Genomic DNA, 13996 nt, shown 5'->3' on the forward strand with positions numbered 1-13996 from the left:
TCATTAGAACATATCGTACTTTACGGAAACCTGATAGTTCATATCCTGTTCCGTGCCGGAAATGAAATTGAATCCATTGACGATTATTTCGGGATTGATATAGGTGTCGATTTTCAACTGGCCCCAGTGGAAACCGAGACCGAGATAGGTGGCGTTATTAACATAGCCGTAACGGTATTCATTGGTGTAAGTCGCCGGATCTCCACCGGTCGGGTAGGTGTATTTATCCTTTTCATGTTCCCAGTAGGAGGTGCCGCCCATCCGAATATCCATCCAGTTGAAAACCTTGGCTTCCATACCGACTTTGAAATACGGCAGGGTAAACCAGGAATATTCATACTCGTAATCGATCCATTCTTCATCGCCATCATCCCAGTATGAATATTCTTCTTTTTCCTTGTAGTACATAAACCCGAAATCGGCAATCGCCAGAACACCCTCGGCCGGGGTGTAATTCACACCCATACCGGCATCAAGTATGAACCTGCTATACTTATCCTTATCGGTTACATCACCTTCTTCACCTTCCACATCCCAATTATCGTATTCCTTGTTGGCCACTTTGCCGAATTCCAGACCGCCATGCGGTACGAGAGTGAATTTCTGATTCATCTCATGAAACATACGGCCGCTCAAATCCAACAACATACAGCCGTCCGGTTCCGTTATGTCGTAACCGTTGTCGCCTTTATCGGTCCAAGAAAGTAGAGTCAGTTCGGCCGCGAGGTCGAGTTTGTTTTCCATCGCGGTTAAACCGAATCCGAACCCATAACCCTTGGTCGAGTATTCGGTTTCATTAATCACTTCCCCGGTGCCATCTTCCTGCTCGGTTTCATAAGAACCACTCAGATAGCCGAAATGCATACCGGCCTTCATATCGGAAAAATGCGTTCCGACAAACAGGTCGATCCGGTGATTGGGTATTTCATCATAATACTCGCTGGTTAGGAAGTACGGGAAATCCTGATTAGGCTGGACGGTGGTGAAATAGGCACCGATAACGAACGGAGTCTCATCGCTCAAGTTATAATGGACGCCGATATCAGTGAACTCATCCCAATAATAGTAATAGCCGCCGGTATTATAGGAAAACTCGCCGACCGCCATATCGGGATAATCCACTATCCGTGACGGGAATTGCCAGATATTGTTGTCATCATGGATGATGGTGTTGGCCTCACCCATTGTCAGAGTTCTGGTCATGGTGGCCATAGCGGCCGAGGAAACCAGAAGACAGACTGCCATTGCAAAAATTAACGCTCTTTTCATGCTTTCTCCTTTGTTGTATAACCCAACATTCCATATTCGGTTTTATTACCTTCACAGGTAAAAAGAAATTCCAGCTATCCACCTCCTTTCAGAGATTCAGGTTTGTCCCATCTATTTAAAAAATTTGTATCCTTCCCGGAAACGTGAGCCAATTAAACAACAAATGATTAAAAAGGTCAACAAAAAAAATAAATCTTCGCAGAAACATAAAAAAAAATAATAATTTTAAAGGATCAGGATTTTGGAAGAAAAACGGCCAACAATAAAAAAACCGGCCGGATATATACCCGGCCGGTTCGATTCATACCTTAAATCAAACGGACTATTTTCTGGTACCCCAGTTGGTCCGTCGGGATGATGCACGACGAGTGCGTCTTTTCCTGGTCGGCATGGCCATCATAGTCTGCGTGGATTTTCTTGAGGCCCTTTTAACCGAACGCTTGGGAGTCGACTTCTTGGCGACTGCTTTGCGCGTGGATTTCTTCCAGGTCGCCGGCTTGCGAGCCGTGGTTTTCTTGGAAACCGCCTTGCGGACCGGCTTGCGCGACGTCGCCTTCTTGACTGATGCCTTCTTCACCATTCTTTTGCGGGAAACGGTTTTGCGAGACACAGCCTTGCGGGCAGTACTTTTCCTGGTTGAGGTTTTCCTTGTGGTACTCCTCTTGGGTGAAGCCTTCCGTGCGGAACTTTTCTTCGGCGCGGCTTTCCGTACGGCCGTCTTACGCGCCTTGGTCGTCCGCTTGGTGACCTTTTTTCTTTGGGTCGGCATCTCTTTTTTCCTCCCTTAACAGAAGTATGCGTTTACAAACCAGTTTGTAAGGTTTGATTAATCTGTTTTTTTATCGACAAAACTTCCGTTTTATTTAACCACATCAGTCATAAATCCTTAATAATTCACGGGTTGAGAAGGCCTATTGTTCTTTTTTCCACATACCCGATATAATGCCATCCGACGCATCCAACCCCATCCTAAAATCACCGCAAATGTGAAATCGCCTTCATATAATCTGCCCGATGTTATAAATCCTGCTTTTCCCTGCAACCGAATCCCAAGTGACTCCGAAATCTATCCGACTATTCCCCTGCAGAATCTAACTTATTGTCGTACATTGCGATAAGAGAACAAAAAAGACACTTTCCTCACTCACAAATCCTGGAAACAAGATGGAATGATCAAAGGCACGCCCTTTGCTCAAAGCCATGACAGAGGCGATCAAGTAAAGGAGTCAAAATGCTGGACAACAAATTCAAGCGCGGTTTTACCAGGGAAAAACTTGATGCAGTGGTTGAACCCAAAGTCCATAAAGACTCCGGCGGGCATTATATCAATACCCTGTCGGAAAACGTCAAGGTTTATTTTGACGATTACTACGGATTCCTGGAAAAGGTCTATGAACGATGTGAAGAGGAACTCTCTGATATTGATAGCAAGCTGAAAACCACCCGCAAGGAATGTGTCGAAACCGCCGCCTTTTACCAGGCCAAGAAAATTATTGTCGGCATGACCATGAAAACCGCGCGTAGCTTCTATACCGATGGCTCCAATTTCGGGGTGATTATGACCCCCTGGTGTTTCGGGACCGTGGTCCTGGAAAAAGTGGAAATCTACCGGGAACGGCTGGCCAAAGGCGAGGTGGACCAGACCAATATTCCCGAATATGCCTATTATGTCATTAAATATATCGATGAAATATACAAAAAAACCCTTCTCGACCTTTTCGATTTCCCTTCCGATGCCTTTAAAATGCGCTGGCAGTACAGCGAATTGCTCAAAAGATACTCAAAGGTCCTGACCAGTATTACCAATTCTCTTGGCTCGGTTTTGACCTCCATAAAAAACTACGGAACCTGATTGCTTGTTCAGGATCCCTTTCTCCCTCCTATAGGTACCCCGGAATTTTCACATTCCGGGGTTTTTATTTAAATTTGAGGCCCTTTTTTACCGATAAGTAAAATAACTTTAAAAATTTGCGTTTAAATGGCAATACATTTACTCAACAGCAAAACCGGCACCCGCTACCTGCCGATTTATCTGGAATCACTCAGAATCGATACGGTTTTGAGCTTTGACCTCTATATCAAAATCGGCGAGGAGATGATTCTCTACCGTTCGGCCGACCTCCCCTTTTCCGAAAAAACCCTCGATAAACTGCTGGAAAACAATGTTAACCGGCTTTATGTCAGCGAAAAATTCAAAGATAAATACCAGAAATATATCGAACAAAATCTTGACAAAATCTTAAATGACCGGAAAATCCCGGAGAAGAAAAAGGCTAACATCCTCTACGACACCTCGAAATCCCTCATGAAAGACGTTCTTGAGAACCCGACTTTTGGTGAGAATATCCGCCGTTCCACCAGCATGGTGACCCATACCGTCGGCTTTATTCTCAAAGGCCAGGCCGCCTTCCACAATCTCCTACGCATCAGTTCTTTCGACTATTACACCTACACCCACTCGGTCAACGTCTGTACCTTCGCCGTGGCTCTCGCCCAGCAACTGGGGATCAGAGACGATAAATCGCTCAACGAACTGGGCATGGGGGCGTTGCTTCACGATATCGGCAAATCGAAAATATCCGATCGTATTCTGAACAAGCGGACTACCCTTTCTCCTATGGAATTCGAACTGATGAAAAAGCATCCCAAATGGGGGATCGAGATCCTAAGCGGAACCGACATGATCAACCCGGTTTCCTACTACCCGGTTCTCCAGCATCATGAACGGGGCGGCAAGGATGGTTATCCCAATGGAATCGGTTTAAGCGAAATGCATGATTACAGCAAGATTGTGGCTATTGTCGATTCCTTCGATGCCATGACAACCGAGCGGGTCTACCAGAAAGCCAAAGAAACTTTCCCGGCCCTGCAACAGATGTTTTCCATGAAAAATGCCTACGAGCGGAAAATGCTCAAAGCCTTCGCCGAACTGATGGGCCCCTCCGGCCTGCTGAATATCTGACTAAATCATACAAGGACTTTGTCTATCGCAAGCCTTTTTTCAAAAATGTCTATTTCATCATAATCCGGATTGAAATCCGACATTAACACTCTTTTTCGAATTTGAGCTTTATTTTGATCATAAAAGACTTCCGGTTCTTGAATAAATCCTCGTTTCACAAGCACCAGAATCCATATCTTTTTCCTTTTAGGCATTTATTTCAAGCCCTTTATCATCCGGAATCCATTTGATTTAATCCAGGAGAAATAGCGGATCAATAATATCATTTCCCGTTGACAACCCCGAATATTTCCCTACTCCTCTTCCACCGTCTGCTCCGATGGCTCTTTACTGCCGCCACCAGACCCCATCATCCCCATCTTCTCCCGCACTGCTACGTCAATCGCCTTGCAGATATCGGCATTCTCCTCGACAAACCGCTTGGCCGCCTCTCGCCCCTGACCCAGCCGGTCACCGCCGAAACTGTACCACGCCCCCGATTTCTCGACAATATCATACTTGGCCGCCAGATCGAGCAACTCGCCCGAATACGAAATCCCCTTGCCGTACGTAATATCGAACTCGGCCTCGCGGAACGGCGGCGCCACCTTGTTTTTGACCACCCGTACCCGGGTCCGCCCCCCGACCACTTCCTGGTTTTCCTTGATCGTGGCGATCTTGCGGATATCCAGCCGGATGGTCGAATAAAACTTCAGCGCATTACCGCCGGTGGTCGTCTCCGGATTACCGAACATAACTCCGATCTTCATCCGAATCTGATTGATAAAAATAACCGCTGTTTTCGATTTGGAAATAACCGCCGTCAGTTTGCGAAGGGCCTGCGACATCAGCCGCGCCTGCAACCCCATATGGGCATCGCCCATTTCGCCCTCGATCTCCGCTCGCGGCACCAGCGCCGCCACCGAATCGATCACGATTATATCAATTGCCCCTGATCGCACCAGGGTCTCGACAATATCCAGCGCCTGCTCGCCGGTATCCGGCTGGGAAATGAGTAGATTATCGACATCGACCCCCAGCGCCCGGGCATAATGAGCGTCAAAAGCATGTTCGGCATCGATAAAAGCGGCAATCCCCCCCAGTTTCTGGGCCTCGGCGATAAAATGAAGCGTCAGAGTCGTTTTGCCCGAACTCTCGGGACCATACACCTCCGTTACCCGCCCGCGCGGGACTCCCCCCACTCCCAGAGCATAATCCAGTCCCAGCGAACCGCTCGGAATTATGGCCACTTCCATTGCCACATCATCCCCCATCCGCATTATCGCGCCTTTGCCGAACGATTTCTCGATTTGACTCAAGGCGCTCTCAAGCGCCTTCTTCCTGTCAGGTGCGCCTACCGCCATCTTGACCTCACCTATATTTTTACTGCTTTTGGCCATTTTTCTCTTCCCGTTTTCGTTTTTTTCATAGAAAGATATTCATTTTTTATATCATGAATATCACATTTTCAATTAACATATAAAAGCCCCCGCTGTCAAATGCTGTCAGTGAAAATAAGCGTGATCGAAAATTATTCGCGGTTGGAAACCATAAGTTTCCATGTGGACAGTCTCTCATAGATCGGCCCGCGCGGAGTCAAAGTCGATTTAAACAGGACCATCTCGCTGAAAACGATTTTCTCCGGAACGAATTGGTAACTATTTACGGCCTCGGCCAGTTCCGCGGTCTGAAAATTGTCTTTAACCCGCCCCAGTGTCAGATGGCTTTTAAACGGCCGGTTTTCCTTCGGAAAACCAAATGCCGCCATCGCTTCTTCGATTTCCCCGGCGAGGGCCTCAAGTTGCTCAATCCCTCCGGATAATCCGGCCCAGATTACCCGCGGCCGCCTGATATTCGGAAATGCGCCCAGCCGGTCAATCATCGAATTGACCGCCCGATGCCGCCCGGCAATACTTTCAAGCGATGATATAATCTCGGCCACTTGCGCTTCATCGGTATCCCCGAGGAATTTCAGCGTCAGATGGATATTCTTCGGAGCCACCCAGTTTACCCGGGTTCGTTTCTGTTTCAGGACAAAGATAGCTTTGCCGAGCATTTCTTCCACTTCATTCGTCAATGGCGAAGCAATAAAAAGACGCATATCATTCAATTCCCAGCATATTCCTGCGCAACAACTCCAGGGCGGCGTAAACCGATCTGTTACGATTCATTTCGCGGTCGCGGGTCAGTTGAAACTTTCGTGAAATCACCCCGGCCGACGAGGCTACGGCCGCAAAAACCGTCCCAACCGGCTTCTCCTCAGTCCCCCCATCCGGCCCCGCGACTCCCGTTATGGACAAACCATACTCGCAACCCGAACGCTTCCTGATACCGACCGCCATAGCCTCGGCCGTCTCGGCCGAAACCGCCCCAAATCTATCGATAATCTCCGCAGGGATATCCAGCAGTTCTATTTTCGACCGGTTGGAATAGGTCACCACCCCCCGGTCAAAATAGGCCGATGAACCCGGAATATCGGTGATCCTGGCCGCCAGCAGTCCGGCCGTGCATGATTCGGCGGTGGCCAGTTTGGCTCCCCGTTCCTTCAGCAAACGACCGATCACTCCCTCCAGGCAATCATTATTTTCCCCGTATATATATTTCCCGACCAATCCTCTCAATTTCTCCGCCAGTTCCTCGGCCGCCTTGCTGACCTCATCCCCATCGGTCCCGTAGGTCATAATCCGCAGATCCACACCTCCATAAGCCGGCAGATAGGCCAGATGAATGGTCTCGGACAACTTAATATAAGGCGTGATTTTCTCGGCCAGAGCCGATTCGATTATCCCTGTCGTCCGAAGTTTAATCGTCCGAATAAACTGCTTGCTGATATGACTCTCGAGATACGGTATCATTTCTTCGGATGCAATTACCTGCATCTCGCGGGGAACTCCCGGAAGCGAAATAAATATCTTACCGCCATCGTTAATGACGATTCCGACCGCCGAACCGATCCGGTTGGGAAGATAAATCGCCCCCTGGGGCAGAAGAGCCTGGTTTTGGTTGATCGACGGCATTTCAATCCCGCGCGCGGCAAAACGTTTTCGGATATCCTCCAGAACCTCTTCATGGAAAACCAGATTGCGTTTGAAAACCTTGACAATTGCACGCTTGGTGATATCATCATCGGTCGGTCCCAGTCCCCCGGTGGTGATAACAATATCCGCCCGCTTCAAAGCCAGATAAAAAACCTCTTCCATTTTTTTGGCATCATCACCCACAGCCGTTTTATATACCACCGGCAAACCGATCTCCATCAGTTTCCCGGCAATAAACGGGGAATTGGTATCAATCGTGTGGCCCGAGATGATTTCATCGCCGATAGTGATTATTTCGACATCCATGTTAACTCTTTCCTCGCCGGATTAAGCTCCCCCAATATAATGATTTATGATATATACCGTCAATTGGGTTAACAGGTTCGCCTGAATTCCCGCCACCACGTCATCGGCCGTCACTCCCCACCCCCGGGGTAGTCGCTCGGCAGCATTGGCCGGCCAGATTTTGACCGCATCCAGTAGCCGAAAATATATAAAAGCCAGACCGAAATTAAGAAGCGAATACGGCACCAGAATCAACGTGATAAACATCCCCGCCCACTCATCGATCACAATCCGTTTGGCGTCATGACCGTAAATTTTCTCCGCCTCCCCCGCCAGAAAAACCGAGATTACAGTCGCCGCCACTGCGGCCATAATGGTTGCGGTTTCATGGCCTTTAAGGAAAAAACAGGCGATCAGCCAGGCCGGAATAGTCCCGGTGGAACCGGGGACTATTTTGCTGTAACTGCAATAGAAACCCGATGCGAGAAATTTGATAATGGAATTCTTATTCATCGCAGAACATTCTTCAGCATCGAGTAATATTTCACGGTATAATCAAAGCCGGTGTAAACCGTTATCAAGGTGGCCGCCCCCAGAAGAATATCGTACACCTCCTGCCGGTTGAAAATCAGCAACTCTTTTAGAGGGCTTTCCACCAGCGAGAAAAAGGCATCGAGCGTAATCACCAGAAGCATAAAAGTAATCGTGCTCATCTGTATAATTGTTTTCAGCTTGGCCAGGGTCGAGGCCGGTATGATCGAGCCTTTGTAAGCCGCCAGCGAGCGAATCCCCGTCACATAAAATTCCCGCGCGATAATCAGCATTACCATCCACGCCCGCGCAAATCCCAACGATACCAGCGCAATCAGGGCCGCCGAGACCAGAATTTTATCGGCCAGGGGATCCATAAATTTCCCGAATCCGGTGATAATCCCGTATTTGCGGGCATAATGCCCATCAGCAATATCGGTGAGCGCCGCAACAACATATAATATAAAGCCGAAAATCCGGCTGTAAGCGTTGTCAATCAGGAAAAACGACATGAAAACGGGCGTCAGGATAATCCGGCTGAGAGTCAATTTGTTGGGCATATTCATGACAGAGGAGAATTTACTAAGATATCACATGGCTGTCAATCGGATTTGCCGACTCCCCTGTCCATCCGATTTTCCACTGAAAAAGTAGCCGGAGTATAAGACGGCCGGGGCTGATTAATAAAGCCCCGGCCCGAAGATTTTATTTCTTTTCCATTTTCGTTTCCGCCGGCTTGCGGACAAAAATCATGGTATTGTCATCCGGTTTCTCGGCAAAATCGGTCGGCCGTTTGCTGTCGGGTGAATACCTGATCTCCAGCGTGTCGGCCGTATGGAACCGATAAATACAAAACAGCGTTGTCCATTCCGAGCCCGGACCGCCGCATTCCCCGACACATAAATCAATCGCCGCCGGAGTCGCGGTCTTATCCAGTTTGTACGGCCCGGTCACCGATGAGGCGGTTCCCTCGATCGGTTTATCGGCCCGGGTATACTTGCCGTCCGACCCGATAATCAGACTCCCCCCGGCCAGCATTTTGGTCGGAAGCATCGTCCATTCACCAATAATCGACGGTTGCTCGGCCGCCGCTTGTTCGGCCGGTGCTTTCTCCTGAACCGCCGGTTCGGTCTTCTGATCCGAGGCCTGTCCGCAGACCACCAGAACCGGCAGGGTCAGAATTAAAACAAACAAAAAAACAAGACTCTTTTTCATGGCATGTCCCTCGCTGTTGATATTAAAGATTCCCTCTATTTCTGCATTGTTAAAACATTTTAAAATATTAGGCAAGGTTTTTCCCGGCGATTTTCCCTCATTTCCAAATATTTCTCCCCAACTACTGTGTAATTTTCCCGGTTTGAATAAACAGCTCGTCAAAAACAGATTGCCGATTTCTCGGTCGTATATTATACATGCAAATAAAGTGTTTTGGAAACACATACACAGCGACCTTACCCCGATTGACATACCGACCATCCCGCTCCAATGGGTTGGGTTTCCTGAATATGGTAAGTTATGGCTTATTATTAGGGATTAATATGAATCCATGCAAATCTGAATAAATCCTGAAATCTATAAAATATAAATTGTCTTATGGAGTAACAAGATGCAAACAAAAATGAAGAACTGGAATGGTAAAGAAATACCCTGCGCCCGAAGCCGGGGCGGCGTGATTGCCGCCACCCATCCCTATCATAATCTGATTAGCACCGACTGCACTCCCTGGCCGCCCCCCGAAATAACTCAAAAGCTGTACAAGAGCCGCCATGCCGGAGCCTTTGGCGATGAAGATGCCAAAATCGCAAGTTCAGGACTCGGTTACTACTGCGATCTTCAGTCTCTTCACAGCGAGGATGCTATTACCTGGTCGGTGTTCGGCACGGCCGCACGGGCTGACACTCGCATAAAAGAAGCCTGGCTCTCCGAACTGTTTGATCTTTTAAACCTGCCGGATATTCAGACCCAAAAAGCCGAAATCTATCTCTGGCGGCGTATTCCTCATCCGGATACTCTTGTTTCCGGCGGCCCGGAAATCGACATGGGTATTTTAACCGCCAATGCGCTTTTTCTCGGAGAGGCCAAATGGCTGTCGGATGTCGGAGGCTCTCAGGGCAAATTAAAAAATAAAAACCAGATTCAACTTCGCGGCGAATTTCTTCTGAAGTATGGCAAGACACTTTTCCGGGATCGTCCTTATCTGGTGGTATTCGGCATCAGCCTGTCGCAGGGATCAATCAAAGACGCAACGCCTGACGGAATCATTTTCCAATCGACTATATGGGAGAAAGTCTGCGCCCTCAAGTCTCATCCCCTGTATGATGAAGTCAATAGATATTATGAGTGGAAAAAAGCCAATACGCAGATAAGATGACTCCTGCGGATAAGGGATTCTGGCCTGTTACAGTTCTCTGTTCCGAGTGAATGAATTTCAACCGATTTGGCGAGAAACCCGATAATTATTTTCCATCATTATTTCCAACGTATTGTTTTATTACTTCCCGACACATTTTCCTGTCATTCCCAACCCCTTTTTTGTCATTCCCGACCTGATCGGGAATCCATCTTCATCCCCTCTTGAGAGGGGTGGATCCGCCGAAGGCAGGATAAGCTGACGATATCTATAAAACTCCTCCGAATAGACATTTTTCCGATTAGTAAAAAAACTCTTGACATACTGACCCACAGTCATTATATTAATGACTGGAGGTCATTAAAACATGGTGAAATTTACGCATGGCAGGCGAAAAAAAGGTGGTGCCGGTTCGAAGCGCCGCCGACTGCGCCCCGAAGCGCGTCGGATAGAATTGCTCGAGGCCGCCCTTAGCGTCCTGAGAAGCCGGGACCCTATAAATGCGCGTGTCGAGGATGTGACCGGGGCCGCGGGAGCGGCCAAGGGGACTTTTTATCTCTATTTTCCATCCTGGGAAGATATGCTTGTTGAAGTTCGCGCACACCTTCTATCGAAATACATATCCGAAATGCAAAAAAGATTTGCGGGCGAAGCACTCTCTGACTGGTGGGACACATTCGAAAAAGAGTGCATTCACTTCATCGATTTCATTGTGGAACTCGGCGATCTGCACAAAGCTATCTTTCACGGACCAATTGCGGATCGGCCTATCGACACCGCCATATCCTCCAATACGATTATTACCCGGATATTGAAGACAGGAATCGAATCCGGCGCCTGTCGACTTGTTGAAATCGACGCTTCGGCCAGGCTCCTCTTCTCGGTGTTACATACTACAGCAGACAGCGTTGTTCAAACGGGTGACCGTAAACATTATCTCAATTCGATGCTTGATCTACTGAGGGCCTGGCTTGCCCCCTCCCCGGCGACAATGAAACAAAGAATATCTTCCCCCCGAAGGAAACGTAATAAATGATTGAACAGAAAAAACATATCGAGGTTAACCGTCTCGTTAACGCGAAATCGGACCGTTGGATTCCGGTTATTGATTTGGGACGTTGCAAAGGATGTGGCAAATGCGTTGAAGCCTGTCCCCGGGGTGTATTGGAAGTTCGCAGGATAAATTCCGCCGATTATGAACAACTGGGATGGATTGCCCGAATGAGAATTCGACATCACGGTATGCAGGTTGCTTATGCGGTCGGTACCGTCGACTGTCAATCATGCGGCCGATGTCTCGAAGTATGCCGAAAGCAAGCCATACATTTAGGTCCCCTGATCTCTGATGCAACTCAAGCGTACCGGCAAAATCATTGAATAAGGAGATTGACACACTAATGTTACTGAAGGAAAAAGAAATCGCGGACACGGGAATAACAACAATCTACTCGCGCCGATGGCAGGCTTTTTCGGTCCTGGCACTGGCGGTTCTGATCGTGGTCCTCGACCATATGGTGCTTAATGTTGCTCTGCCGACATTGCAACGTCAGATGGGAACAACGCTCTCCGAACTGCAGTGGATCGTTGACGCCTACATTTTGGCGTTTGCCACATTGCTATTGACGATGGGGGCGCTGGGTGACCGCATCGGTCACACGGCTATGCTCCGCGCCGGGATGTCCCTCTTCGGTCTGGCGAGTCTGTCCGGGGCGTTTGCCGGTTCCGTATGGCAGTTGATAGTTGCGCGCGTCTTCATGGGTGCGGGCGCGGCGATGATTATGCCCGCCACACTGGCAATCATTTCGAGTATATTCCCCCCTGAAGAACGCGGCAAAGCCATCGGTGCCTGGGGTGCGATGAACGGCCTCGGTGTCGTCCTCGGTCCCCTTCTCGGGGGATGGTTGCTTGAGCACTTCAACTGGAGCGCGATATTCCTTATAAATGTGCCGGTCGTTATCACGGCTTTGGCCGCGGGATTTTTCCTGATACCCAAAAACAACACTCGCGCCCGACGCCACATTGATTTACCCGGAACCGCTCTGTCGGCGGCAACCATCTTCTTACTGGTATTTGGTATCATCAAAGGAACCGACCTTGGTTGGGCACACCCCCTGGTGTATGGAGCGCTGATATTGGCTTTAATCTCCGGTTTATTTTTCTATCTGCGGGAGAGACGGACTGACTTCCCGATGATAGACCTCTCCCTTTTCAAAAATCCGCATTTGTTGGCTGGGAGCGGCAGTATCGCTATCATGACTTTCGCCATGTTCGGCGTCCTGTTTGCTTTGACGCTGTACATGCAGTTTGTCAAAACCTACTCGCCCATGGAGACCGGCCTCCGCTTTCTCCCAATGGCCGTCGGCTACGCCTTCGGTTCTGTTTCCAGTCACCGCAGTGTTCTGCGCTGGGGAACCAGGACGGTAGTGGCATGGGGCTTTGCAGGAATGGCAATGCTGGCTCCGCTTATCGCTTTCTGGCAATCGGCGACTCCCTTCTGGCTCATCGGTCTCTGTGTAGGCTTACTCAGTTTTTGCCTCGGGAATATCATGACGCCTGCGCTTAATATCGTGTTGGGAGCGGTGCCGAAAGAAAGAGCCGGGATCGGCTCGGCCATCGGCAATATCTCTTTTCAGCTGGGAGGGGCTTTTGGCGTTGCCGCTCTGGGAGCAGTGCTTGGCAGTATCTACCGCTTTCGAATGGATACAGCATTGGATGGGAATGCGTTTTTTTCGGTTCAAGTGATTCAGGGCGCAAAAGAATCGCTCGGTTCCGCCGTTGTCCTGGCCGGCGCTTTACCGGTGGAAGCCGGACAAAAACTGTTATTACTGGCCAGGGCCACTTTTATGAGTGGCTGGCTGATAGTTTTTTTGGCCATTTGTTGCGTCGGAATAGTCGGGCTGGTATTCGCGCTAAGGCGTATGCCACCGCGTGATATATTAAAGCAATAATAATGGAGGATCGTTAAAAGCAAAATACAACAGACCAGAACTCATGGCCTATTCAAAGACCGGGCATTTGCTGAATCTTTTAAAAAGTCGATTATGTCAGAGGCCCCATTACGAATCCGCCCGGTAGCCGCCTTTTAGTTCTCTCTTCATGCGACAGCCCCGTTTTTTCGTGGGCATCATACATTGTCATTTGGTGTCCGGCAAACGCCCTCGTTTGCCTGTTATAATCTTCCTGTCATTCTCGCATCGTTTTTTGTCATTCCCGAAAAAAGCCCGTCATTCCCAAGTTTCTTCTCTGTCATTCCCGACCTGATCGGGAATCCATCTTCATCCCCTCTTGAGAGGGGTGGATCCGCCGAAGGCATTTATGCCGTAGGCGGAGACAGGGTGTGTTATCCAATCTGCTTGACACACCCCTGAATCCCATCTCGAGATGGAACTTTGAATATTTTCGTCGGCCACAGACTCCTTTCTCTGCCCCGCATTGAATCATTCCCACCGCCTTCATGTCATTCCCATTTCTATTCTGTCATTTCCGGAAAAAGTCTGTCATTCCCGACCTGATCGGGAATCCATCTCAACAATCCCCTCTTGAGAGGGGTGGATCCGCCGAAGGCATTTATGCCGTAGGCGG

General features: G+C 48.9%; 15 protein-coding genes. 6 read left to right on the forward strand and 9 right to left on the reverse strand.

All coding sequences use genetic code 11. The features are described from left to right. Nucleotides 1-3 precede the first annotated feature (3 nt). Both JXQ28_12390 and JXQ28_12395 read right to left on the reverse strand, forming a co-directional pair. Nucleotides 4-1269 carry a hypothetical protein gene (locus JXQ28_12390; GenBank protein MBN2278531.1) on the reverse strand — a complete coding sequence of 422 codons (1266 nt, stop codon included), beginning with the start codon at nucleotides 1267-1269 and terminating at the stop codon, nucleotides 4-6. A gap of 322 nt (nucleotides 1270-1591) precedes the next feature. Beyond that, nucleotides 1592-2038 (reverse strand): histone H1-like repetitive region-containing protein, encoded by a 447-nt coding sequence (locus tag JXQ28_12395; GenBank protein ID MBN2278532.1) that lies wholly within the window; start codon nucleotides 2036-2038, stop codon nucleotides 1592-1594. A 462-nt stretch (nucleotides 2039-2500) separates the two neighbouring features. Here JXQ28_12395 and JXQ28_12400 point away from each other — a divergent pair, with 462 nt between their 5' ends. Together JXQ28_12400 and JXQ28_12405 are read left to right on the forward strand one after the other, a co-directional pair. Next, nucleotides 2501-3121 (forward strand): hypothetical protein, encoded by a 621-nt coding sequence (locus JXQ28_12400; GenBank protein ID MBN2278533.1) that lies wholly within the window; start codon nucleotides 2501-2503, stop codon nucleotides 3119-3121. A gap of 126 nt (nucleotides 3122-3247) precedes the next feature. After that, a complete protein-coding gene (locus JXQ28_12405) occupies nucleotides 3248-4231 on the forward strand; it encodes an HD domain-containing protein (GenBank protein MBN2278534.1) in 984 nt (327 codons plus the stop codon). A 5-nt stretch (nucleotides 4232-4236) separates the two neighbouring features. Here JXQ28_12405 and JXQ28_12410 read toward each other — a convergent pair whose 3' ends face one another. From JXQ28_12410 to JXQ28_12440, 7 genes are all read right to left on the reverse strand, one after another. Then, nucleotides 4237-4425: a hypothetical protein gene (locus tag JXQ28_12410; GenBank protein ID MBN2278535.1), complete on the reverse strand. Its 189-nt coding sequence runs from the start codon at nucleotides 4423-4425 to the stop codon at nucleotides 4237-4239. Nucleotides 4426-4524: 99 nt separating this feature from the next. Further along, nucleotides 4525-5574 (reverse strand): recombinase RecA, encoded by a 1050-nt coding sequence (recA, locus tag JXQ28_12415; protein MBN2278536.1) that lies wholly within the window; start codon nucleotides 5572-5574, stop codon nucleotides 4525-4527. A gap of 167 nt (nucleotides 5575-5741) precedes the next feature. Then, complete coding sequence (gene thpR, locus JXQ28_12420) at nucleotides 5742-6311, reverse strand: RNA 2',3'-cyclic phosphodiesterase (GenBank protein MBN2278537.1); 570 nt, start codon at nucleotides 6309-6311, stop codon at nucleotides 5742-5744. 1 nt (nucleotide 6312) lies between these two features. Beyond that, nucleotides 6313-7554, reverse strand: coding sequence for a competence/damage-inducible protein A (locus JXQ28_12425; GenBank protein ID MBN2278538.1), 1242 nt, complete (start codon nucleotides 7552-7554; stop codon nucleotides 6313-6315). A 21-nt stretch (nucleotides 7555-7575) separates the two neighbouring features. After that, nucleotides 7576-8046, reverse strand: coding sequence for a phosphatidylglycerophosphatase A (locus JXQ28_12430; GenBank protein MBN2278539.1), 471 nt, complete (start codon nucleotides 8044-8046; stop codon nucleotides 7576-7578). Beyond that, a complete protein-coding gene (gene pgsA / locus JXQ28_12435) occupies nucleotides 8043-8630 on the reverse strand; it encodes a CDP-diacylglycerol--glycerol-3-phosphate 3-phosphatidyltransferase (GenBank protein MBN2278540.1) in 588 nt (195 codons plus the stop codon). Before pgsA ends, JXQ28_12430 begins: the two co-directional genes overlap by 4 nt. A 139-nt stretch (nucleotides 8631-8769) precedes the next feature. Further along, nucleotides 8770-9279: a hypothetical protein gene (locus tag JXQ28_12440; protein MBN2278541.1), complete on the reverse strand. Its 510-nt coding sequence runs from the start codon at nucleotides 9277-9279 to the stop codon at nucleotides 8770-8772. 391 nt (nucleotides 9280-9670) lie between these two features. On the opposite strand from JXQ28_12440, the gene JXQ28_12445 reads away from it, so the two are divergent. The 4 genes from JXQ28_12445 to JXQ28_12460 all read left to right on the forward strand — a co-directional run bounded on the left by JXQ28_12445 (nucleotide 9671) and on the right by JXQ28_12460 (nucleotide 13362). Further along, nucleotides 9671-10435 (forward strand): hypothetical protein, encoded by a 765-nt coding sequence (locus tag JXQ28_12445; protein MBN2278542.1) that lies wholly within the window; start codon nucleotides 9671-9673, stop codon nucleotides 10433-10435. A 346-nt stretch (nucleotides 10436-10781) separates the two neighbouring features. Beyond that, entirely contained in the window at nucleotides 10782-11450 is a 669-nt protein-coding gene (locus tag JXQ28_12450; protein ID MBN2278543.1) for a TetR/AcrR family transcriptional regulator, read from the forward strand. Beyond that, a complete protein-coding gene (locus tag JXQ28_12455) occupies nucleotides 11447-11791 on the forward strand; it encodes a 4Fe-4S binding protein (protein MBN2278544.1) in 345 nt (114 codons plus the stop codon). Before JXQ28_12450 ends, JXQ28_12455 begins: the two co-directional genes overlap by 4 nt. A 20-nt stretch (nucleotides 11792-11811) precedes the next feature. Next, entirely contained in the window at nucleotides 11812-13362 is a 1551-nt protein-coding gene (locus tag JXQ28_12460; GenBank protein MBN2278545.1) for a DHA2 family efflux MFS transporter permease subunit, read from the forward strand. Nucleotides 13363-13996 lie beyond the last annotated feature (634 nt).

The organism is Candidatus Zixiibacteriota bacterium (assembly GCA_016933955.1).
Lineage (GTDB): Bacteria > Zixibacteria > MSB-5A5 > GN15 > PGXB01 > JAFGTT01.

Coding starts and splice junctions, on each gene's coding strand:
- JXQ28_12390 (MBN2278531.1), bottom strand. CDS start 1,269: ATGAAAAGAGCGTTAATTTTTGCAATGGCAGTCTGTCTTCTGGTTTCC.
- JXQ28_12395 (MBN2278532.1), bottom strand. CDS start 2,038: ATGCCGACCCAAAGAAAAAAGGTCACCAAGCGGACGACCAAGGCGCGT.
- JXQ28_12400 (MBN2278533.1), top strand. CDS start 2,501: ATGCTGGACAACAAATTCAAGCGCGGTTTTACCAGGGAAAAACTTGAT.
- JXQ28_12405 (MBN2278534.1), top strand. CDS start 3,248: ATGGCAATACATTTACTCAACAGCAAAACCGGCACCCGCTACCTGCCG.
- JXQ28_12410 (MBN2278535.1), bottom strand. CDS start 4,425: ATGCCTAAAAGGAAAAAGATATGGATTCTGGTGCTTGTGAAACGAGGA.
- recA (MBN2278536.1), bottom strand. CDS start 5,574: ATGGCGGTAGGCGCACCTGACAGGAAGAAGGCGCTTGAGAGCGCCTTG.
- thpR (MBN2278537.1), bottom strand. CDS start 6,311: ATGCGTCTTTTTATTGCTTCGCCATTGACGAATGAAGTGGAAGAAATG.
- JXQ28_12425 (MBN2278538.1), bottom strand. CDS start 7,554: ATGGATGTCGAAATAATCACTATCGGCGATGAAATCATCTCGGGCCAC.
- JXQ28_12430 (MBN2278539.1), bottom strand. CDS start 8,046: ATGAATAAGAATTCCATTATCAAATTTCTCGCATCGGGTTTCTATTGC.
- pgsA (MBN2278540.1), bottom strand. CDS start 8,630: ATGAATATGCCCAACAAATTGACTCTCAGCCGGATTATCCTGACGCCC.
- JXQ28_12440 (MBN2278541.1), bottom strand. CDS start 9,279: ATGAAAAAGAGTCTTGTTTTTTTGTTTGTTTTAATTCTGACCCTGCCG.
- JXQ28_12445 (MBN2278542.1), top strand. CDS start 9,671: ATGCAAACAAAAATGAAGAACTGGAATGGTAAAGAAATACCCTGCGCC.
- JXQ28_12450 (MBN2278543.1), top strand. CDS start 10,782: ATGGTGAAATTTACGCATGGCAGGCGAAAAAAAGGTGGTGCCGGTTCG.
- JXQ28_12455 (MBN2278544.1), top strand. CDS start 11,447: ATGATTGAACAGAAAAAACATATCGAGGTTAACCGTCTCGTTAACGCG.
- JXQ28_12460 (MBN2278545.1), top strand. CDS start 11,812: ATGTTACTGAAGGAAAAAGAAATCGCGGACACGGGAATAACAACAATC.